Raw genomic sequence first — 20,217 nt, 5'->3', positions numbered from 1 at the left:
ACCCACCTGCAGACCTTCTTAGCTGCTTACAACTATGCCAAACGGCTCAAGCGGTTAAAGGGCCTGACTCCCTACGAATTCATTTGCGCCGAATGGCGTAAAAATCCTACTATCTTTAAACGTGACCCGACGCTTGACCCACTCCCCTATCCTCCGGGACCATACAGCTAAGCAGCAGAGATTGAGCGTAAAAACTCTCTTTTTCAAAAACAGGTATTTATACGGGGGGCGGCGCTAGTCAATCAGTCCGTGCCGGGCGGCGTACACCACCAGGCCGGCCGAGTTGGGGGCGCTGGTTTTTTCGAGCAGCTTCTGGCGATGGCCCTCCACGGTGCGGCGGCTGATGAAGAGCTGCTCGGCAATGTCGGCGGCCGTGCGGCCCTGGCAGATGAGGCGCAGCACCTCGTGCTCGCGGGCGGTGAGCTGCACCAGGTCGGGCTGGCGGGTGGTGGGGATGCGCTCGGGGTGCTGCACGCCCCGCACCAGCGCCCGCGATATGCGCGGCGTAAAGTGGTAGCCCGTGGTCACTACCTCCTCAATAGTATGGCGCAACTGCTCCTGGTCCACGTCTTTAGGTAAATAGCTGCGCACGCCCACCTTCATCATCTGGCTGATGTACTTATCGGCCGAAAACATCGACAGCACGATGATTTTCAGGTTCGGAAACTCGTGCAGCAGCAGGCGGGCCGCCTCGGGGCCGTCGATGTTGGGCATTTGCAGGTCGAGGAGCAGCACGTCGGGCAGGCGCTGGCGGCAGGTGGCCAGCAGCTCGGGCAGCTCGGCGGCCTCGGTCACGGCCTCCACGTAGGGCAGGGCCTGCAAAATATAGCGCATGCCTTGCCGAAACAGCTGGTGGTCGTCGAGCAGCGCAATGTGGATGGGACTGGTAGGCGTTGGCATAGCGGGAGGGGAAGAGTGGGGTAAAATAAACTAAGCGAAAGAACTGCTATCCAGCTCAATAAGCGTGCGGGTGCCCGCGCCGGGGGCCGATTGCTGGCTGAGGTGCGCCCGCAACATGCGCACGCGCACCTCAATGCTGCGCAGGCCCGCCCCGCTCGTCACGGACTGCCCGCTTTCGCGGGCGGCCAGGTCGAAGCCGCAGCCGTTGTCCTCCACCGTGAGCGTGAGGCGGGGGCCGGCCTGGTGCAGCGCCACGTGCAGCACAGTGGCACCCTGGGCGTGCTTCTGGGCGTTGTGAATCAGCTCCTGACATATACGGTAGAGGGCCAGCTCCTGGGCCAGGGCCAGGGGCTTGGGGTAGTCAATGGCCACCACCACGTCGATAGTGCTGGTTTCGTTGCACACGTCGGCCAGGTGTTGCAGGGCCTCGGCCAGGCCAAAGCGGTCGAGCACGGCGGGGTAGAGGCTGTGCGAGAGGCCGCGCACGTCGTGCACGGCATTGCCCAAAATCTCCTTCACCATAGCGGTGAGGCTCTCCGTTTCTTCGGCAGCCAGACTACTACCGAGGCGGCCCACCAGTAGCTTGGCCGTGGCCAGCGTCGAGCCGATACCGTCGTGCAGGTCGCGCCCGATGCGCTCGCGCTCGTGCTCCTGGGCCTCAATAACGGTGGCTAGCAGCTGCTGCTGGTAGTCGGCCTCGGCGGCGCGCAGGCGCAGCTGCTGTTCCAGCAACCGCTTCTGGTACACCACAATAAACAGCACCAGCGCCACCGCCGAAAGCAGCATGAAGCTGATGCCGCCTATCAAAAGCTGGCCGAAAGCTATTTCTGGGGGCGAATCCATAGGGCCACGCAGTAGCAGCTGTATAAAATGACGAGTAGCAGGGCGTGAATAGCCCAGATGTTCAGGTTCAGCTGCCTGGAGTAGTTGGTCAGAAGCAAGTTACTGAATAAGTAAATCTGAAGATTACCTAAATGGTTGATGACCAAACCAATAGATACCCAAAACATCGGCTCCCGACTCAAATTAGTCACCCGTAGCTCGCTGAGCAGCTTGCGAAAGTATAACCCAACCAGCCCAAGTACCAGCAGGCTCTCCACTACGAGCAGCGCCGGCTTGAAGCGGGCCATTTCGGGGGATAACAGGCTGTCTACTATGCAATAGGCTGCAAAGCTACCCGCCAGCCACGGCCGGACCCGTGAAAAGCTTAGCCAGTTCATCGTCTTGTCGTACACCAAGGCCAGCAGCCAGATTTCGCCAGCGGCAAAAATGGGCATGATAAATAAATTGGGTTGGTGGAAGAGGCTCAAGGTATAGGAAAGTGCCTCCGTCGCTACTTCCAGCCCAACCAATGCCACCAGATAACGCAGGTTGGTAGGTAGCTTTTTAAAGCGTAGCCCACCCACAAGCGCAGCTACCAAAAGTATCGCATAAGATAAAAAAGCAATTTTTGTCTGCATGTGAGCCGTCTACCGACGAGCGTTAATTGCCCCGTCGCTACTGGGGTTGAGTAGCACCTGGGTGAAACGATAAGAAAATTACCTGCTGCCTAACATGTTGGTGGGCAAGGCATTGCAGTATCCATGATGGGGTCATTGCCCTGCCGCAAGTATTGGTCTTTGCTATCGGTACGCCGCAGCTGCAGAGCCAGCGCAAACGTGTTGGCTAGCTGGTCGCCGCTCGTGGAGGGGTCGGGTTGGTAGTAATCGTGCAGCACAAAATGGGCTTCCAGCATTTCATCACCCAGTGTTTCCAGCAGTAGAAATAAGGCAATAAACTCATTTACCTCAAAGGTGTAGCCACGCAGCGGGCCATAGTGAGTAGCAAAGTATTCGGGAAGTACCTGCGTGAGGGCGGCCCACTGCTGGCGCCAGCGCTCGGCCAGCACGTGGTGAACCTGTTTCTTGTGAATGGTAAGCTGGTGCGGCTGGCGCGGGGCTACGAAGGCAGTTTTGTCAGTGTATGCCTTTTCCGACACGTAGTAAGACGAAACGCGGGCATCAAGCGAGTCAGTTGCAAAGAGTGCCAGCGCAAACTGCGGCTGCACCCCCGGCTGCGACTGCTGGATAATGAAGCGCGCCTTGATGTGCACTGTGCCAACCGTGGCCACAAGCCGCGCAATCTGGGTAGTAGAAAACCCGACGCCAGTGATAATCGCCCCTTCTTGCAGAAAGCTGTCCTGCAAGGCTTTGGCATTGGGTTGGTTGATAACCTCCACCCAGTTAGCACTATATTGGTCGAACAACTGCTGGCTGATGAGCCCAGCAATGGGCTTGCTTTGGTCGGACATGAGAAGAAAAAAGGAGAAAGGGAAATAGCCTGGCAAAAATGACGGCGCTGAGCATCGAAGGTGAGTCGCGCTACCAAAAAAGCCCCCACGCACGATGCACAGGGGCTTTTTATAAGTAGCCTTCTACCAATAAAAGCCGCAATTTGTGGTTGCAAAGAGACGGCCCGCACCACGCAGACTTGAGCGTAGTACTACGTAGTTTGTAAAACAGGTATTTATACCTGTTGCGCCCTCACAGCAGCGTGCCGCGCAGCATCACCAGGGCCACGGTGAAGTAGATAATCAGGCCCGTTACGTCCACGAGCGTAGCCACGAAGGGGGCCGACGAGGTGGCCGGGTCCAGCCCCAGCCGGCGCAAAATGAGCGGCAGCATGGAGCCCGCAATGCTGCCCCACAGCACAATGCCCACCAGCGCAATGCCCACGGTGCCCGCCACTGCCAGCCAGTGCGGCCCGTAAATGGGCGTGATGCTTTGCCAGATGGCGATGCGCCCGAAGCCCACCGCCCCCAGAATCAGGCCGAGCATGACGCCGCCCAGCAGCTCGCGGCGCAGTACGCGCCACCACTCGCTCAGCGTAAACTCGCCCAGCGCCATTGCCCTGATAATGAGCGAAGTAGCCTGCGAGCCCGAGTTGCCGCCCGAGCTGATGATGAGCGGAATAAACTGTACCAGCACGATGGCCTTCTGCAGTTCGCCCTCAAAAAACTGCATGGCTGAGGCCGTGAGCAGCTCGCCCAGAAACAGTACTACCAGCCAGCCGGCCCGCTTCTGCACGAGGCGCAGCAGCGGCGTGGTCATGTAGGGCTCGTCGAGCGCCTCCGAGCCGCCAAATTTCTGGATGTCCTCGGTGTCTTCTTCTTCCCGAATGCTCAGGATGTCGTCCAGCGTCACAATGCCGAGCAAAATGCCCAGGTCGGGGCTCACCACGGGCAGGGCCACGCGGTCGTTGCGCCGGAAAATGTCGATGGCCTCCTCCTGGTCTTGGGCCGCCGTGAGCTGCACAAAGCGGTGGTCCATGATGTCGCGAACCCGCGTGGTGGGCGCGGCCAGCAGCACCTCCCGAATCCGAATGTCATCAATGAGCTTGCCCTGAGCATCGGTCACGTAGAGCATGTTCAGGGTTTCGGACTGCCCGCCGTGCTGGCGCACGAAGTCGAGCACCTGCTGCACCGTCCAGTTCTCGCGAATGGCGATGTAGTCGGGCGTCATGAGGCGGCCTACCGAGTACTCGGGGTAGCCCAGCAACTGCAGCGTCACGCGGCGCTCGGGCTCGGAGAGGTTTTGCACCAGCTCGGCCACGAAGTTGGCGGGCAAAAACTCCAGCAGGGCCGTGCGGTCATCGGGCGACATCTCGTTGAGAATGTCGGTTACCTTGTCCTGGGCCAGGTTTTCGAGAAAGTGGCGCTGCACCTCCAGGTCGAGGTACTCAAACACTTCGGTGGCCAGCTCCAGCGGCAGCAGCCGGAAAATGATGAGCTGCTCGCGCTCGTCCTCATTCTCGATGAGCGTCACCAATTCGCTGGGCTGAAAATCGCGCAGCAGCTTTTTTAGCTTAAAAAACTCGCCCTCCTGAATCAATGTCGCGATGTGGTCCACGGTTTCGGGCGCAGTCATAGGCAAGGCAAAAAAAAGTGGTTGTTTCGCTAGGCAATAAGTGGTAGTGAGGCAAAATTACGCCCGAACCGGCCCCCAATCAGCACCGGGCAGGCAGCCCGGCCGGCATTTTTGGCGTACTTCGCTTCCGTATCCGCTTTTGCCCGTCCATTTGACTTCCGCCCTGCCTTTGCCCGCCGCCGCCGCCTCGCCCCAGGCCACTATTGTGGTGCTGGGCGGTGGCCACGACGACCCCACCCTGGCCCTGCTAGCCGGGCTGCTGCCCGCCCGCACGGTGCCCATCGAGATTCTAACCGCCGCCACCACCCACGACCCGGCCCGCACCTACGCTGGCTACGCCCGGGTGCTGGCCAAGCTGGGCTGCCCCAACGTGGGCCACCTCCACATCGACGAAGCCTACCCCGCCGATGCGCCCACCACCCTGGGCCGCCTGCGCGAGGCCAGCCTGGTGTTTTTGACCGGCGGCGACCAGGAGCGCCTCACCGAGCTGCTGCTGGGCACCGAGTTTTTGCGGATGCTGCACCAGCGCTGCCAGCACGAGGCGGGCTTCGTGCTAGCTGGTACCAGCGCCGGGGCCTCGGCCCTGGGCAGCCAGATGCTGGTGGCCGGTCGCGGCTGGCGCAGCCTGCTGGCCGGCGGCATTGAGGTGATTCCGGCCCTGGGTGTTCTGCCTAACCTGCTGATTGACCAGCACTTTGCTGAGCGCGCACGCTACCCGCGCCTGCTGCACGCCCTGCTGGCCCACCCCGCCCTGCTGGGCCTGGGCCTGAGCGAGGAAACGGGCGTCATCTTCCGGCCCGGCCAGCCGCCCGAGGTGTTCGGCGACGAAGTAGTGGTGCTGGTAGATGGCCGCCACGTAACGGCCAGCAACTACGCCGCCCGCCCCGCGGGCCAACCCATTAGTGGCAAAGGCTTTAGCATGAGTCTGCTGGTGGCCGGCGACACGTTTTCGCTGGCTAGCGAGCGCTAAAAGAACGTCAGGCAGACCGCCGGGAAGCATCTCGCTCGCTTCTTGCCCACGGTTGAGGTTAGCAAAGCAGGCTAGATGCTTCCCGGCGGTCTGCCTGACGTTCTTTGATGGCTTCCAATTAAAGGCCAGGGCACCAAAAACCGCCGGCTGTGCGTTTGGCTGTCAGATAAATACCGATTATTTAAACCAGAACATGCTATTGTTACGCTTTCGCTTTTGGGGGATGAGCTTGCTGGCGCTGCTGGCCGTGGCCTGCACCCGCAAAACGGTGTCGTTCAACTCGCGGCCCGGCGACGGCGCGGTATTGGCCCTCGCGGCCCCCGGCGACACCCTCACCACCACCGACCGCAAGGGTGCGCCCAAGCTCAGCATTGCCGGCCGCAAAGCCTTGGTAACCAAAGCGGAGGAAAAGGCGGCGAAAGACATTGAGAAAGCTGCGCAACGCAAAAAGCCCATCAAGAAAAAGCTGTTCCTGGGCGAGCGCACTAAAAAGGGCTTTATCAAATCGGGGGGAAAAGGCCGCAACCAGATAGTAGAGGTTTTTTACTACCTCAAAAACTTCAAACAGCCCGACCCCATGGCGCCGGCGGCCTACTACTTCAGCCCCAAAAAGCACAAGCTCTACAAAGCCACCGGCGAGCTCGACCCCACCACCGATAAGGTGCTGCACGGCCCCTACAAAAAGATGCAGAACAATAAGGTGCTCGAAAGCGGCTACTTCGCCTTCGGCACCCGCCACCTGCGCTGGGAGAAATTTGATACCAAAGGCACGCTGCTCACCAAGATTCACTACGAGATGGGCTTCCCGCGCGACGCCAACATCAGCTACTACGACGCCGGTAATACCATGCTGCGCGAGGTAGTGCCCTACGTAAATGGCAAGCTGGAAGGCGATTATGTAAAATACCGCAACGACGGCCGCCGCGAGTGGACCGGCAAATTCGAGAACGGCCACCGGGTAGGGGAGTGGGTAAACTACGGCGACTACAAAAAATACCCGCACTACGTGTACGCCTACGGCGAGAGCGGCTACGAGCCCGAAATAGAAGAGCCAGAGCTCATTCGTGAGTACAGCCACGGCGGCTCGGTCATCTACGACAAGGAAAAAAACCTCGACAAGCGCGGCGATGCCGACCCCGATGCTACGCCCGTGAAGGATGCCCGCCGCCCCGGCAGCCACGGCGTGCCCGCCCCCCGGGCCCCCGTGCGCAAGGTGCAGCCGCGCCGCCCCGGCTACCACCCGCCCGCCGCCACGCCGCCCGCCGTATCACCTACGCCGGCCGGCAGCGCCCCCGCCGCGGGAGCCACTACCCCCTAGCGCCGGCTAGTAAAAAGCATCCTCAAACGCCTCGATGCGAAAGCCTTGGCTGAGCTGGGTGATGGCCAGGATGTCGAACCGGATGTCGCCGCGCCAGTCCATTTCTTCCTGCAAATGGGTGGCGGCCAAGCGAAACAGCTCCTTTTTGCGGGCCGAAACAAAGGTTTCGGGCGGGCCATATTGCGCGCCCGAGCGCGTTTTTACCTCCACAAATACCAGCAGGGCCGCGCCTTGGCGCACTATCAGGTCTATTTCGGCCCGGCCGTGGCGGTAGCCCTGGGCTAGTATCTCGTAGCCCGCCCGTTGATAAAAGTTGGCCGCCGCCGCTTCACCAGCGTGGCCGAGGGCGTGGGCATCAGTTGGCATAAGTAATTCACTTAGTGTTGGTTGTAGAAATAAATTAGCTGTCTGGGCTGGCCCGGTTACTGGGTTGACCGGCCGCTGGCGCAAGCTAAAACACCTGGGGCGAAGTAACTTTGCCCTACTGGCTTCTATATTTTTTCTACTGCTTCCCATGGATATCTATTCGGCCTGCGCGGCTCCGGCCGCCTCTCCCGGCCCGCCCCTGGTGGCCGAAGCGTCGGCCGTGCCGGCTGCGACTGGCCAGCGGGGTATCCGGGTGCAACGCCTGGGCCTGGTGCCCTACGTGCCTACTTGGGAGTTGCAGGAGCAACTGATGGCCGCTACGGTGGCCATTAAAGCCGGTAATCGCCAGGCCGAGGCTACCGGCGCGGCTCCGCAACATACGCCCAACCACCTGCTGTTTTGCCAGCACCCGCCCACCTACACGCTGGGTAAAAGTGGCAAGCCCGAGCACCTACTGCTCGATGAAGAGGCCCTGGCGACCCATGGGGCCACGTTTCACCGCATCAACCGCGGCGGCGACATCACCTTTCACGGCCCCGGCCAGCTGGTGGCCTACCCGGTACTCGACCTCGAAAACTTCCGGCCCGATATCCACTGGTACCTGCGGGCGCTGGAGGAGGCTGTGATGCAAACGCTGGCCACCTACGGCCTGCGGGCGGGCCGCATTGCGGGCCTCACCGGCGTGTGGCTCGATTGCGAAGAAGGCGCCGCTAACCCGCGCAAAATCTGCGCATTAGGGGTGCGGTGTAGCCGCTGGGTTACGCTGCATGGCTTGGCCCTCAACGTGAATACCGACCTCAGCTATTTCGGCTACATCGTGCCCTGCGGCATCACCGACAAGGCCGTGACTTCGCTGCAAGCCGAGCTGGGCCGACCCGTGCCCGTGGCAGAAGTGGAGGAGCGCCTGCTCAGCAATCTGCTGGCGCAGTTTGATGCGTACCTGACTCAGTAAGTTGCCTTTATCCCGTTCTGTCCCAGTACCCAACCCATGAAGCAAGATATTTCCTTTGACCCCGTAGAAGGCGTATCCATTGCCATCGTGCCCGACGGCGCTACCGCCGCCGACCCGGATGCCGTAGCCGTATGGACGGTTTACCTGCTGAATAACAACGACGTGGCGCTCGATACCGTACTTATTGCAGCCGACGGCTACGGCACCCAGCCCACCGGCGAGGCCGTGCGCACCTCCACGCTGCGCTATCATTTTGAGACGATAGCGCCCCACTCGGCCACTGCCGTTGAGCTTATTGACCCCGCCGTGTTTCACCTCACCAACCAGTATTGGGTGAGCTACTACCGGGAAGGCCGGATTTTTGATAAGAAATTCCTCTTCGTGCCCGATTCCATTGTGCCAGACAATCTGAGTCCGCTCAGCTTGCTGGCTGGGCAGCCCGGCGTGCTGCACGGCTAGCGCCGTGCGGCCCCCTGCGTGCGCGACCTTTATTATTTATGAAACGTATCAATAATTAACTGATAATGACGAGTTTATTACAGCTAACAACTCCTGTTATCGGGAATCACTTTAGTGTTTATCTGGGCTTGGCGGGCATGTGGGCGCTGCTGGTGGCTATGTTCGCGGTACCGCCCATCGTGCACATCGCGCACCTCAAAAACCTGCTCGATACCCCCAACGGCCGCACGGTGCACCAGTCGCTAACGCCCCGCCTGGGCGGGGTAGCGGTATTTGCAGGCTTCATGTCGGCCCTCACCATTTTTGCCCCTCTGGAAAACGGGGTGAAGGAGCTATTGGCTGGCTGCATCATCCTTTTCTTCGTGGGCCTGCGCGACGACTTGGTAACCATCTCGGTGGCCAAAAAATTTGTGGGCCAGCTGCTGGCCACCGGCATCGTAATGATAATGGCCGATGTGCGCGTCACTAGCTTTCAGGGTATCCTGGGCATCTATACGCTGCCGGTGGGCGTTAGCTACGCCTTCACCTTCATCATGATTGTGGGCATCACCAACGCCATCAACCTCATCGATGGTCTTGACGGCCTGGCGGGCACTATCGTGCTCATTCTCAGCGGCACATTCGGGTATTATTTCTATCGCTATGGCGGCCCTCAGTTCAGCAACTACGCGTTTGTGGCCATTTGCCTGATGGGCGGGCTATTGGGTTTTCTACGTTATAACTTCCATAAAGCCAGCATTTTTATGGGCGATACCGGGTCGCTGGTCTGCGGCTTCATCGTGTCCATTCTGGCCATTGAGTTTATTGAGTTGGGCAGCCGCACGGGGCAGCCGTTTGGCAATGCCGCGCCGGCCGTTACGCTCGGCGTGCTGTTTGTGCCCCTCTTCGACACGCTGCGCGTATTTATTCTGCGCATGGCGGCGGGCCGCTCGCCCTTTTCGCCCGATAAAAACCACGTGCACCACCGCATCATGGCCATGGGCTTTTCCCAAATCAGCACAGTACTACTGCTAGGCCTGCTCAACATTGTAGTGGTGTTGTTCGTCATTAACTTCTATTTCCTGGGCGATTTGCCGCTGATTGGCGTGCTGGTGCTGTTTTCGGTGCTACTTAGCGTATTTCTGGGCGTGTACCAGAGCCGCGCCGCCCGCCGCCAAGTAGCCTCATCCTGATTAGCAACGTAGTGCGAGCAACCGCAGGCCGTCTGCTTCCCTATCGCTACTGCTTAGGCATAGTGCTGGCCTGGCTACTGGCCGCAGGGGCTTTGCTGCCGGCGGTGGCGGCCGAGTACCAGCCGCTGCCACCCGCTGCCGCCACTGGCTTATCGGCCGATAATTGGCTGCTGCACGATGCGGCGGGCAATCGCCTCATCCTCTATCTGCCGGGCTACCACGCCCCGGCCCATGCTTACTATCAGTGGGTGCGGCTGCTACCAAAGCAGTCCTTTCGCCTGTCGTTTGCCGCCGCCCCCGGCTTGAGTCTGTTTCTAGATAACCAACTGGTGTTCACGGCTCCCACTGCTGGGCGCTATACCTTCGACTTGGTCCGCACGGCCCCCGCCGCGCAGGTGGGCCAGCCGCATCTGCTTGCGGTGTGGCAGCCCGAAGGCTACCCGGCGCTTGGCTCTTTCAGTGCCTCAACCGCAACGGCATTGCCCGTGGCCGCTGCAACTTCGGCTACTACCGCTGCCAGCGCGCTGCCACTGCTTCGCCTGCCGCCGGTGCAGGGTTCCAATGTGTTGCTGCTATTGCTGCTGCTGCTTGGCTTGCTCTATGGCGTGGTGCGTAGCGCCTACCCGGTGGGCCTGGCACGCATTCTGCAAGTAAATGAGCTATTTGGCAGTTCAGCCGACCCGCAAAGCTTTCTCACGCGCCCGGCCTTCACGTGGCTCAATACGGCGCTGGTGCTCTTGTTTTCCCTGTCGCTGGCCCTACTACTCACGGCCTTGCATACCGATTTTAGCAACTTACCCTTGTTGCAGCGCGTGCTCAACGTGCCCGAGTCAGCTATTATAGCCCGCGTGTTGCTGTACACAGGGCTTATTATCATCTTTATAATCAGCAAGTACCTGCTAGTAGAGCTACTCAGCTACATTTTCGACCTGCGCCTGCTAGTCAACCTCCACTACCGCGAGTTTTTGCGCACTACCCTGCTGTTGGGGCTGCTGCTGCCCATCGTGCTTTTGCTCTACCTCGGACTGAACGCCCACTGGCCGGGCGTTGTTAGCCTGGCCAACGGCTGCGTGCTGCTATTGCTCACAGCCACAGTACTTCGCGTGGCCCGAACTTTGCACCAAAGGGCATCGCTCCTTAATCTTCATTTGTTCGCGTACCTTTGTGCTACCGAAGTACTGCCCTTGGCCGTATTATTGAAACTCATCGTGTTTACGTATCCTGCTTAGGCAGTGCCGCACCCGTTGGGCGAGGCTTATTTTCTCTTTATAGTTCTAGCGTTACCCTTACTTCTTCTATGGCCGAGAGCGCAGCACAGCCGGGTCTGGACCGGCACGCCCAGCCCATTCGCAGCATCCTGGTTACCCAGCCCACGCCTACCACCGACGTTTCGCCTTACTTTTCACTGGCTGAGAAATATGGTATTCGCGTAGATTTCCGGGAATTCATTGACGTGCAGGGGGTTCCTTATAAGGAATTCCGCAAGGATAAAATCAATATCCTCGAGTACACGGCGGTTATTTTCACCAGCCGCAACGCCGTCGACCACTTCTTCCGCATCTGCCAAGAGGCCAAGATTGAGATGCCCGCCGAGATGAAGTATTTCTGCATCTCCGAGCAAACGGCCAACTACCTGCAGAAGTACATCGTGCTGCGTAAACGTAAGCTCTTCGTGGGCCTGCGCACGGCCACCGACCTGTTTGAGGTTATCAAAAAGCACAAGGGTGAGAAGTTTCTCTACCCCTGCTCCGACATCCGCAAGGACGACCTGCCCGAGTTCATGCGCGCCAACAACCTCAAGTTTACGGAGGCCGTCATTTACCGCACAGTAGCCAGCGACCTTTCTGATTTGGCAGAAGTTAAGTACGATTGCCTGGCTTTCTTCAGCCCTTCCGGTATTAGCTCGCTATTCGTCAACTTTCCCAACTTCGCGCAGGGTGGCACGCGCATCGCCGCTTTTGGCCCCACCACCGCCAAGGCCGTGCGCGATGCCGACCTGATTCTCGACATTGAGGCTCCCATGCCTAATGCGCCCTCAATGACGGGCGCCATCGAGGCTTACATCCGGCAGCACGCCGCCAAGGCGGGCCTAGCAGTCGGCAAAGATAAGTCGGCGAGCTAGCGCTAGAGCGGTAATTGGCAACAGTCAAGTGAACGATTCCGACGGTCGTTTCTTTTTGGTGGTGGGTAGTGGGCACGCCCTTATTCGTAGTTACATTTGAACGTAGGCTGCCAGTGCTGCCTATTGCCCTCCAACCTTATCTTTCGTCCCCTTTCTTCGTCGCTCCCATGAAAGGAATTGTACTTGCCGCGCTGCTGGTATCGGCCGCTGTTCCTGCCCTTGCGCAGCAGCAGCCGCAGTTCACGCACTACGGCCTCAATGGCATGTACCTGAACCCAGCCTATGCAGGCATTAAGGGGCAAACGGAGGTAAACATCATTGGTCGCTACCAATACCTGAATCTGAACAACTCGCTGGGCGATGATAATGGCTCGCCGCGCACCGGTATGGTGTCGGCTTCCATTCCTGTATTACCCCTCGGCGGTGGGGTGGGGCTGGTAGTGTATTATGACCAGGCCGGGGTAACGAAGATGACCAATGCGGCGCTTTCTTACTCGCAGCATATCAAGCTGGGTAGCGGCAAGCTGGGCATTGGCATCCAAGGTATCTACACCTATATCGGCAAAGGCACGTACCGGGCCATCGACCCCAACGACGTCAATATCCCCTCCAACTCATCGGACCAGAAGTTTGACGCCGGGGCGGGCCTCTGGTACGAGTCCCCCAAGTTCTACGCCGGCCTGAGCGTAAATAACTTGTTACGCTCCGAGTATACCTTCAAAAGTAACGGCATTAGCGGCATAGCCAGCCAGTACCTGGGCGAGAACCACGCCTACTTCACTACCGGCTACAATATCGAAGCATCTTCCAGCGTTACGGTTACGCCAATGATACTGGTAAAGACCGTATTACCAGGCCGCTACGATACCAAAAGCAAGTACGACAACCAGCATAACTATTCCGTGGAAGGAGGTGTGCGGGCCACATTCAATGACCAGTTTTGGGCTGGTCTCAACTACCGTTACGACGAGTCCATCTCTGGCTTGCTGGGCTATGGCTTCGGCCCCGATAACCGCTACCGACTTGGCTATGCCTTCGACTTCATTGCCTTCAACCAGGCTGCCCGCGCTTTCAGTTCTCACGAAATAATGCTTTCGCTCCGGCTGCCCAAAGCAGTGCTTCTCACCCGGCCGCCTATTCGCACTCCCCGGTATAGCTTTTAACCTGCCAACGTTGCAAGTAACCAAACCCTCAGTTGTGCAAGCGTAAAGTTGTTGGGGTCTAATTCAGGAATTTATAGGATTTTAGGGCCATTTAGCGAGTTTTTTTGCCCGCTGAGCGAATAAGGCGCTTTACGCATCAATGCCGTATTGCGCAGCCACTGGTAGCAACGTAGATTTGCCAGTAAATACACAATTTGAATCAATTGCCCCCGGCTTATAAATTAGTTCTTTTCTTTCTATTATGAAAAAATTTCTGGTATTACCTCTATTAGCCTTATCGGGGGTATTTCTGGGTGGCTGTTTTACAAAAAACTTCCAGGGTGACCTAGTTGGTACCGATGACCGGCCCATTTTTAACCCCCAGGAAGTACCCTTCGGCATGGTGCCCTGCCCCGGCGGAACCTTCCATATGGGCCAGACTGACCAGGATATAGCGGCCTCGATGGTGAATATGAACAAGCAGGTGACCATCGCCGGCTTCTACATGGACGAAACCGAAATCACGAACAATGAATATCGTCAATTCGTGAATGCCATCATGCAAGACTCGGTAGAGGCTCTGGGTGAAGACTACATTAAAACTGAATTATACCCCGACACCACAGTTTGGGTGCGCGACTTCACCTACCACATGGGTGACCCGCTCTTGGAATATTACTATTCTCACCCCGCCTTTGACGACTACCCCGTAGTAGGCGTCGATTGGTTTGCCGCCCGCTACTTCTGCACTTGGCGCACCAAGCTCAAAAGCGTAGCTAGCGAAGAGACGGGCGAAGCTCCTTACCCCAACTTCCGCTTGCCCTCGGAGGCTGAGTGGGAGTACGCCGCCCGTGGCGGCCGCGAAGGCGCCACCTTCCCTTGGGGCGGCCCTTACGTTCGCAACACTAAGGGTTGCATGCTGGCCAACTTTAAGCCTGGCCGCGGCGACTACGCTTCCGATGGCTACGCTTACACCTCGGAAGTAGGCTCGTACTTCCCCAACGACTTCGGCCTGTATGACATGGCCGGCAACGTGAGCGAGTGGTGCGATGATGCCTACATGGAAGCCTCGGTGCCGGTAGTATGGGACTTGAACCCTACTAACCCTGACGATAACGAGCCCCGCAAAGTAGTGCGCGGCGGTTCGTGGAAAGATATTCAGTACTTCCTCGAAACGGGTACCCGCAACTTCGAATACCAGGATTCGGCCCGCTCTTACATAGGTTTCCGCTGCTCCATGATTCAGATTGGTATGGGCACCAACCGTCGCCTGAATTAATAACTGTTTGTAGTCCAATTCATTCTTTTTCTCTTTCTTTAAAACTAAGCTGCTAAAGCTTTACTACCCAAAATGGCTGTTAAGAAAAACTTTCTCTACGACGACGTAATGCCGAAAGTATATGGCATTGGCGCAGCAGTGGTTATCATCGGGGCACTATTCAAAATTCTGCACTGGAAAGGCGCTGACCAAATGCTGATGGTCGGCCTTGGTACTGAGGCAGTTATTTTCTTCCTGAGTGCTTTCCAGCCCCACCAGTCTGACCACGACTGGGCGCTGGTTTACCCCGAGCTGAGCGAAGGCTATGACCCGTCGACCAACGATAACCGCTTCCGTGATTCAACCCCCGCGCCCAACGGCCTGACCGGTAAGCTGGACGACATGCTGAAAAACGCTAACGTCACTCCCGAAGCCCTCACTAACCTGGGCCAGGGCCTGAACCGTCTCAGTGCCACCACCGCGCAACTCGGTAAACTCGGCGATGCTACCAACGCTACCGACGAGTATACCCAGAAGGTACGTACCGCTGCCCAATCACTCGACGGCATTAACAAGGCTTACTCGAACACGGTGGAAGCCATCACCTCGCTTTCCAACGCCACGGGCGATGCTAAGGAGTACCATCTGCAAGTGCAGAACGTAACCAAGAACTTGGGAGCCCTGAACGCAGTGTACGAAATGGAGTTGCAGGATGCCAACACGCACCTCAAGTCGATGAACCAGTTCTACGGTACGTTGGGCAAAGCCATGGAGAACATGGTGCAGGCTGGCAAAGACACCGAGAACATGCAGGGTCAGGTGGCTGCCCTCACTGGCAACCTCACGTCGCTCAACCGCGTGTACGGTAATATGCTGAACGCCATGCGTAATCCCGCTGCCTAAGCGAATAAACTAGTTGTAATCGCTTATACTATAACAATTTAGCAAGATATCTAGCAGATGGCAGGCGGAAAAGAAACCCCGCGGCAGAAGATGATTGGCATGATGTATCTCGTGTTGACCGCTCTGCTGGCGCTCCAGGTTAACTCAGCAATTTTGCTGAAATTCAAGTTTATTGACGATAGCCTCACGGATGTCAACGGCAAGACCGAGCAGGCTGCTGATGGCACCGTGAAAGGCATCGAAGCAGCCGTAGCCAAAAACCGTAACCAGGCGGCCGATATGGCTGTGCTCAAAAAGAGCGAGGAAATTCGCGACGAAACAAAGAAAGTGCTGGCTTACCTCAGCGAGGTGCGCAATAATCTCTACACCTCCACCGAGAATGTAAAGGGCCAGAGCGACTACAAAAACATGAGTGCCGAGGACAAGGTGGCCATCACCATGCTCGGCGGCAAGCAAAACGGCTTGGCCTACCCCATGCAGAAGCGCTTGAATGATTACTCGGAGTATATCAAGCAGTTTGTGCCCGATGCGCGGCCCCTTGCGCTGGATGCTAAGGCTGACTCCCGCATTCCAGCCAACTCGGAGCAAAAGAACAAGAGCTTCGCCGAACTGAACTTCGAAAATACGCCGGTTGTAGCCGCTTTGGCCATTCTAAGCCAGAAGGAAACGGAAGTACTTAAATACCAGGCTGATGCGTTGCAAAAGCAGGCGGAGAAGGTTGGTGCCAAAACCATCGTGTTCGACAAATTGGGCGCTTTTGCCTCGGCTGAGTCAAACACGGTAGCAGCTGGCACCAAATACAAAGCCGAACTGTTCTTGACGGCGGCGGCTAGTGGCCTAAAGCAGAACATGACTTACAACGGCAGTTCGCTAGCAGTTGACCCCAAGACCAACCACGGCAAAATCGAGTTCACGGCACGCCCGGGTAGCTTTGATGCCGCTGGCAACGCTAAAGCTAGCTGGACTGGTAGCATCCGCATCAATCAGAATGGCCGCGACACCACGTTTAAAGTAACGGTGCCTTACACCGTTACTAAGCCCGTAATGCAGATTCAATCGGCTTCGGTGCAGGCGCTTTACTACAAGTGTGGCAACAAGCTGAGTGTGCAGGTACCAGCCCTTGGCGCCCAGTACCAGCCGAGCTTCTCGGCCTCGGGTGCTTCGGTTATCACGGGTCAGAAAGGTGACGTGACGCTGGTGCCCAACGCCCGCGAAGTAACCCTAAACGTGAGCAGCGGCGGCAACGCCATCGGCTCGCAAACCTTCAAGGTGCGTCCGATTCCGAACCCTACCATCAAGTGCTACGCTGGCGGCAGCGAAGCAAATGAGAAGCAAGGAACTGCTGGTACTTCTATTCGGTCTATCACCATGCGTGCTATTCCTGACCCTGGCTTTGCTACTTTCCTGCCCGAGGATGCGCGTTACCGCGTGTCGCGCTTCACGGCTGTCTTGGCCCGTGGCAAGCGCCCGGTTGTCGGTCCGAAGACCATCAACGGTCCGCAGGGCGACTTCAGCGACATGGTGAACGCCTACAAAGAAGGCGACCGCTTGTTTCTGGAGGTGCAGGGAGTGCAGCGCATGAACTTTCAGAACCAGACGGAAGATGTGACTATGACCCGTACGTTCAACATTCCGTTGCAATAAGGTAATTACGTAATTCGTTAGCTTTAAAAATTCTATTATGACCCGCTATTTCAAAGCAGTGCCTTTTACCGCCGCAGCCCTTTTGGTTGCGCTGGTAGGCCGGGCGCAGGAGCAGGCTACCTCGACGGCCACGACGGGGGCCATCCGGCAGATTCCGGCTTCCGACCAGATGTTTCGCAAAACTATCTGGCGCGCCATTGACCTGCGCGAAAAGCAGAACCGCCCGATGTTCTCAGACGGCAAAGAAATTAGCCGGGTCATTATAGATGCCGTAAATCGCGGCGAGCTACAGGCTTACCGAAACGACTCCGTTACGTCAACATTCTCCCCTAAAGAGATGACGGAGAATATGTCATACGCCATCGAAGCCCCCATCAGCCCCGACGCTGATGGCGGTGACTGGGGCGCTGCACCAGCTGCCACAAACAAGAAGAAAGCCGCCCCTGCCAACGATGGTTGGGGTGCGCCGATAGCTCCGGCCCCGGCTGGCAACACCAAGCGCGTGAAGGTGCTGGATAGCAAGGGCAAGCCAGTGAAGAAGAATGGCCAGTACGTGTACAAGACCGTGAAAACTTCTACTGTAGCTGCCTTGCCACCACCCCCACCCGCTACCACGGCCCCTTACCGCGCCAAGGACATCTACCAGATGGAATTGACCGAGGAGATGATATTCGACAAGAAGCGCTCGCGGATGTACCACCAGATTAAAACGGTGTCGCTGAAGCTGCCTTCTACGTTGGCTACCAATACGTCGGGCTTGGAGAAGAACGTTGCTTCGTTTAAGTACTCGGACTTGGTGAAGGTGTTCCGCAACAATCCGCAGACGGCTATCTGGTTTAATGCGCAGAACGATGCCCAGCACAAAAACTTGGCCGATGCCTTTGAGCTTTGGTTGTTCAACTCGTATATCGTGAAGGTTTCTAACCCTTCAGGCGATGATTTAGCTACGCAGTATGGCAGTGAGCGCGAGGGCCTCTTGGCCGCTCAGCAAACGGCGGCTGACCTAGTGGAGTACGAGTATAGCCTATGGTCCTTCTAAACCGCTGACTCAAACTGATTTAACGGATTCCGCAGATACGCCTGCCTGCGGCGGGCTGACTACGCTAATGAAAAAAGAGAGGGCCCCGGCTACGTGCTGGGGTCCTCTCTCTTTTTGGTTTTGGTTGTATTAGTAAGTGCAGTATTTGATAATGTGCTCATAGAAAGTCACATAGCGTAGTGCCTAGCGCAGTTAGCCCGCCGCAGGCGGGCGTATCTGCGAAATCCGTTAAATCAGTTTGAATCTGCGGTCAGGTAGGTTAGGAGTACTTTGGTTTTGGCTTTGCCTATTTCGGCGATTAGCTCGGCTTCGGTTAGCTCCCTGATTTTCTTGACTGATTTGAATTTGTTGAGGAGTTTTTCGGCGGTGATGGGGCCGAGGCCTTTCACGTCGGTGAGCTCGGTTTTGAGGGTGGCTTCGTCGCGCAGCTTGCGGTGGAAGGTGATGCCGAAGCGGTGTACCTCGTCGCGCATACGCTGGAAGAGGCGCAGGCTTTCGCTCTTTTTGTCGATGTAGAGCGGTAGGGGGTCGTTGGGGACGTATATTTCTTCGAGGCGCTTAGCAATGCCGATAACGGACAGCTGGCCCCAGAGATTGAGGTCCTTCAGTGCCTTGACGGCCATGCTGAGCTGGCCCTTGCCGCCATCTACTATCACGAGCTGGGGCAGGCTGGCGCCTTCATCTACGAGGCGGCGGTAGCGGCGGTGCACTACTTCGTACATGCTGTCGAAGTCGTTGGGGCCGATTACCGTTTTGATGTGGTAGTGGCGGTAGTCCTTTTTGCTGGGGCGGGCGTTGCGGAAGCATACCATGGCTGCCACGGGGTTATCGCCCTGAAAGTTGGAGTTGTCGAAACACTCAATATGCTTGGGTAACTCCTTGAGGCGCAGGTCTTTCTTGATTTGCTCCATGATGCGCACCTCGTTCACATCCTTGCTCTTCTCATTCATGCTTTCCTTCTCCTTGCGGGCATAGAGCACGTTTTTGATGCTGAGCTCCAAGAGCTTGCGCTTATCGCCAATCTGGGGCTGGGCTACGCTCACGCCGGGCAGGGGCAGGTCGCCGACGGGCACGTTGGTGAGGATTTCCCGGGCTTCGCTTTCGTATTCCTGGCGCAGCTGCATGATGAGCGGCTCCAGAATTTCGGCGTCGGTTTCGTCGAGCTTTTTGGTCAGTTCCAGGTTTTGGGTGAGGATGATGCTGCCGTTCATCACCTTAAAGTAGTTGACGAAGGCGGCCTTCTCGTTGGAGGCGATGCTGAACACGTCGATGTTGGTGAGCGTAGCGCTCACGATGGTGCTCTTGGCCTGGAAATCGTCGAGCTTGTCGAGCTTCTGCTTGAACTGGTGGGCCAGCTCGTACTGCATATCCTGGGCCGCAACGGTCATCTTATCGCGGAAGTACTGTTTAGGCAGGCGCAGGTCGCCGCCCAGAATCTGGCGGATTTGCTGAATGTACTGGTTGTACGCGGCCTCGTCTTCGTTGCCCACGCAGGGGCCTTTGCAGTTGCCAATGTGGTACTCCAGGCACACCTTAAACTTGCCGGCGGCCACGTTTTCGGGGCTCAGGTTATACGTGCAGGTGCGCAGCGGGTACAGCGCCCGGATGAGCTCCAGCAGCACGTTGAGGCCGCCCTGGTTGGCGTAAGGGCCAAAGTAGTGGCCTTGGCCGGGCTGCTTGTTGCGCGTGGGAATGAGGCGCGGAAAGCGCTCATTGGTCAGCAGCAGGTAGGGGTACGTTTTGCCATCCTTGAGCAGAATGTTGTACTTGGGCTGGTACTGCTTGATGAGATTGTTTTCGAGCAAAAAGGCATCCGACTCCGAGTTCACGATGGTGAACTCAATGCGCTTGATGTTTTTGACTAGCTGCTGAGTTTTCTTGTTGTGGTCCTGCTTGGTGAAGTAGCTGCTCACGCGCTTGCGCAGGTCCACGGCCTTGCCCACATAAATGATGCCCTCGTCGTCGTAATAGCGGTACACGCCGGGCTGGTGGGGCAGGTGGTTGATTTGAACTTGAAGGGGAGAACTGGCAGCCATAAATCGCAGATTTAGACAGATTACGCTGATT

The 20,217-nt window shown here is 57.5% G+C and carries 19 protein-coding genes and 1 pseudogene; 13 read left to right on the top strand and 7 right to left on the bottom strand.

Translation table 11 applies throughout. The annotated features are described in order from the left end of the window. Positions 1 to 171: pseudogene (locus QMK33_RS13640) on the top strand (IS481 family transposase); the annotation flags it as partial. 63 nt (positions 172 to 234) lie between these two features. On the opposite strand, the gene QMK33_RS13635 reads toward QMK33_RS13640, so the two are convergent. The 5 genes from QMK33_RS13635 to mgtE form a co-directional block, all read right to left on the bottom strand. Continuing rightward, positions 235 to 900 carry a response regulator transcription factor gene (locus QMK33_RS13635; RefSeq protein ID WP_283565149.1) on the bottom strand — a complete coding sequence of 222 codons (666 nt, stop codon included), beginning with the start codon at positions 898 to 900 and terminating at the stop codon, positions 235 to 237. A 30-nt stretch (positions 901 to 930) separates the two neighbouring features. Then, on the bottom strand, positions 931 to 1,743 hold the full coding sequence (locus QMK33_RS13630) for a sensor histidine kinase (RefSeq protein WP_283565148.1): 813 nt from the start codon (positions 1,741 to 1,743) through the stop codon (positions 931 to 933). Then, entirely contained in the window at positions 1,722 to 2,360 is a 639-nt protein-coding gene (locus QMK33_RS13625) for a hypothetical protein (RefSeq protein ID WP_283565147.1), read from the bottom strand. Before QMK33_RS13625 ends, QMK33_RS13630 begins: the two co-directional genes overlap by 22 nt. Positions 2,361 to 2,449: 89 nt before the next feature. After that, positions 2,450 to 3,190, bottom strand: coding sequence for a hypothetical protein (locus QMK33_RS13620; protein ID WP_283565146.1), 741 nt, complete (start codon positions 3,188 to 3,190; stop codon positions 2,450 to 2,452). 232 nt (positions 3,191 to 3,422) lie between these two features. Then, positions 3,423 to 4,805, bottom strand: a complete 1,383-nt coding sequence (gene mgtE, locus QMK33_RS13615; RefSeq protein WP_283565145.1) for a magnesium transporter — start codon at positions 4,803 to 4,805, stop codon at positions 3,423 to 3,425. Between the two features lie 151 nt (positions 4,806 to 4,956). Here mgtE and QMK33_RS13610 point away from each other — a divergent pair, with 151 nt between their 5' ends. Together QMK33_RS13610 and QMK33_RS13605 are read left to right on the top strand one after the other, a co-directional pair. Next, positions 4,957 to 5,775: a cyanophycinase gene (locus QMK33_RS13610; protein WP_283565144.1), complete on the top strand. Its 819-nt coding sequence runs from the start codon at positions 4,957 to 4,959 to the stop codon at positions 5,773 to 5,775. A gap of 193 nt (positions 5,776 to 5,968) precedes the next feature. Next, a complete protein-coding gene (locus QMK33_RS13605; RefSeq protein WP_283565143.1) occupies positions 5,969 to 7,093 on the top strand; it encodes a toxin-antitoxin system YwqK family antitoxin in 1,125 nt (374 codons plus the stop codon). Between the two features lie 6 nt (positions 7,094 to 7,099). Here the strand turns inward: QMK33_RS13605 and QMK33_RS13600 are convergent, their stop codons facing one another. Next, a complete protein-coding gene (locus QMK33_RS13600) occupies positions 7,100 to 7,459 on the bottom strand; it encodes a YraN family protein (protein WP_283565142.1) in 360 nt (119 codons plus the stop codon). Positions 7,460 to 7,607: 148 nt separating this feature from the next. Here QMK33_RS13600 and lipB point away from each other — a divergent pair, with 148 nt between their 5' ends. The 10 genes from lipB to porN all read left to right on the top strand — a co-directional run bounded on the left by lipB (position 7,608) and on the right by porN (position 18,150). Next, entirely contained in the window at positions 7,608 to 8,411 is an 804-nt protein-coding gene (lipB, locus tag QMK33_RS13595; protein ID WP_283565141.1) for a lipoyl(octanoyl) transferase LipB, read from the top strand. A 36-nt stretch (positions 8,412 to 8,447) separates the two neighbouring features. Continuing rightward, positions 8,448 to 8,870 (top strand): hypothetical protein, encoded by a 423-nt coding sequence (locus QMK33_RS13590; RefSeq protein ID WP_283565140.1) that lies wholly within the window; start codon positions 8,448 to 8,450, stop codon positions 8,868 to 8,870. Positions 8,871 to 8,935: 65 nt separating this feature from the next. After that, positions 8,936 to 10,042, top strand: coding sequence for an MraY family glycosyltransferase (locus QMK33_RS13585; protein WP_283565139.1), 1,107 nt, complete (start codon positions 8,936 to 8,938; stop codon positions 10,040 to 10,042). A gap of 62 nt (positions 10,043 to 10,104) precedes the next feature. Continuing rightward, positions 10,105 to 11,271 carry a DUF4271 domain-containing protein gene (locus QMK33_RS13580; RefSeq protein WP_283565138.1) on the top strand — a complete coding sequence of 389 codons (1,167 nt, stop codon included), beginning with the start codon at positions 10,105 to 10,107 and terminating at the stop codon, positions 11,269 to 11,271. Positions 11,272 to 11,339: 68 nt separating this feature from the next. After that, positions 11,340 to 12,164 carry a uroporphyrinogen-III synthase gene (locus QMK33_RS13575; RefSeq protein ID WP_283565137.1) on the top strand — a complete coding sequence of 275 codons (825 nt, stop codon included), beginning with the start codon at positions 11,340 to 11,342 and terminating at the stop codon, positions 12,162 to 12,164. 167 nt (positions 12,165 to 12,331) lie between these two features. After that, positions 12,332 to 13,327: a PorP/SprF family type IX secretion system membrane protein gene (locus QMK33_RS13570; protein WP_283565136.1), complete on the top strand. Its 996-nt coding sequence runs from the start codon at positions 12,332 to 12,334 to the stop codon at positions 13,325 to 13,327. 241 nt (positions 13,328 to 13,568) lie between these two features. Next, positions 13,569 to 14,585, top strand: a complete 1,017-nt coding sequence (gene porK / locus QMK33_RS13565) for a T9SS ring complex lipoprotein PorK/GldK (RefSeq protein WP_283565135.1) — start codon at positions 13,569 to 13,571, stop codon at positions 14,583 to 14,585. A gap of 72 nt (positions 14,586 to 14,657) precedes the next feature. Beyond that, positions 14,658 to 15,467: a type IX secretion system motor protein PorL/GldL gene (porL, locus tag QMK33_RS13560; RefSeq protein ID WP_283565134.1), complete on the top strand. Its 810-nt coding sequence runs from the start codon at positions 14,658 to 14,660 to the stop codon at positions 15,465 to 15,467. 102 nt (positions 15,468 to 15,569) lie between these two features. Beyond that, on the top strand, positions 15,570 to 17,111 hold the full coding sequence (porM, locus tag QMK33_RS13555) for a type IX secretion system motor protein PorM/GldM (protein WP_502867064.1): 1,542 nt from the start codon (positions 15,570 to 15,572) through the stop codon (positions 17,109 to 17,111). Positions 17,112 to 17,148: 37 nt separating this feature from the next. Continuing rightward, on the top strand, positions 17,149 to 18,150 hold the full coding sequence (porN, locus tag QMK33_RS13550; protein ID WP_283565132.1) for a type IX secretion system ring subunit PorN/GldN: 1,002 nt from the start codon (positions 17,149 to 17,151) through the stop codon (positions 18,148 to 18,150). 233 nt (positions 18,151 to 18,383) lie between these two features. Here porN and uvrC read toward each other — a convergent pair whose 3' ends face one another. Then, positions 18,384 to 20,186, bottom strand: a complete 1,803-nt coding sequence (gene uvrC / locus QMK33_RS13545) for an excinuclease ABC subunit UvrC (protein WP_283565131.1) — start codon at positions 20,184 to 20,186, stop codon at positions 18,384 to 18,386. Positions 20,187 to 20,217 lie beyond the last annotated feature (31 nt).

This window comes from Hymenobacter sp. H14-R3 (genome assembly GCF_030063445.1).
Lineage (GTDB): Bacteria > Bacteroidota > Bacteroidia > Cytophagales > Hymenobacteraceae > Hymenobacter.
Note: the sequence above shows the minus strand (reverse complement) of the source record. Positions and strands in the feature narration are given on the sequence as shown.

What these genes read in the sequence shown, in the direction of transcription:
- QMK33_RS13635 (WP_283565149.1), bottom strand. Translation starts at nt 900, where the DNA reads ATGCCAACGCCTACCAGTCCCATCCACATTGCGCTGCTCGACGACCAC.
- QMK33_RS13630 (WP_283565148.1), bottom strand. Translation starts at nt 1,743, where the DNA reads ATGGATTCGCCCCCAGAAATAGCTTTCGGCCAGCTTTTGATAGGCGGC.
- QMK33_RS13625 (WP_283565147.1), bottom strand. Translation starts at nt 2,360, where the DNA reads ATGCAGACAAAAATTGCTTTTTTATCTTATGCGATACTTTTGGTAGCT.
- QMK33_RS13620 (WP_283565146.1), bottom strand. Translation starts at nt 3,190, where the DNA reads ATGTCCGACCAAAGCAAGCCCATTGCTGGGCTCATCAGCCAGCAGTTG.
- mgtE (WP_283565145.1), bottom strand. Translation starts at nt 4,805, where the DNA reads ATGACTGCGCCCGAAACCGTGGACCACATCGCGACATTGATTCAGGAG.
- QMK33_RS13605 (WP_283565143.1), top strand. Translation starts at nt 5,969, where the DNA reads ATGCTATTGTTACGCTTTCGCTTTTGGGGGATGAGCTTGCTGGCGCTG.
- QMK33_RS13600 (WP_283565142.1), bottom strand. Translation starts at nt 7,459, where the DNA reads ATGCCAACTGATGCCCACGCCCTCGGCCACGCTGGTGAAGCGGCGGCG.
- lipB (WP_283565141.1), top strand. Translation starts at nt 7,608, where the DNA reads ATGGATATCTATTCGGCCTGCGCGGCTCCGGCCGCCTCTCCCGGCCCG.
- QMK33_RS13590 (WP_283565140.1), top strand. Translation starts at nt 8,448, where the DNA reads ATGAAGCAAGATATTTCCTTTGACCCCGTAGAAGGCGTATCCATTGCC.
- QMK33_RS13585 (WP_283565139.1), top strand. Translation starts at nt 8,936, where the DNA reads ATGACGAGTTTATTACAGCTAACAACTCCTGTTATCGGGAATCACTTT.
- QMK33_RS13575 (WP_283565137.1), top strand. Translation starts at nt 11,340, where the DNA reads ATGGCCGAGAGCGCAGCACAGCCGGGTCTGGACCGGCACGCCCAGCCC.
- QMK33_RS13570 (WP_283565136.1), top strand. Translation starts at nt 12,332, where the DNA reads ATGAAAGGAATTGTACTTGCCGCGCTGCTGGTATCGGCCGCTGTTCCT.
- porK (WP_283565135.1), top strand. Translation starts at nt 13,569, where the DNA reads ATGAAAAAATTTCTGGTATTACCTCTATTAGCCTTATCGGGGGTATTT.
- porL (WP_283565134.1), top strand. Translation starts at nt 14,658, where the DNA reads ATGGCTGTTAAGAAAAACTTTCTCTACGACGACGTAATGCCGAAAGTA.
- porM (WP_502867064.1), top strand. Translation starts at nt 15,570, where the DNA reads ATGTATCTCGTGTTGACCGCTCTGCTGGCGCTCCAGGTTAACTCAGCA.
- porN (WP_283565132.1), top strand. Translation starts at nt 17,149, where the DNA reads ATGACCCGCTATTTCAAAGCAGTGCCTTTTACCGCCGCAGCCCTTTTG.
- uvrC (WP_283565131.1), bottom strand. Translation starts at nt 20,186, where the DNA reads ATGGCTGCCAGTTCTCCCCTTCAAGTTCAAATCAACCACCTGCCCCAC.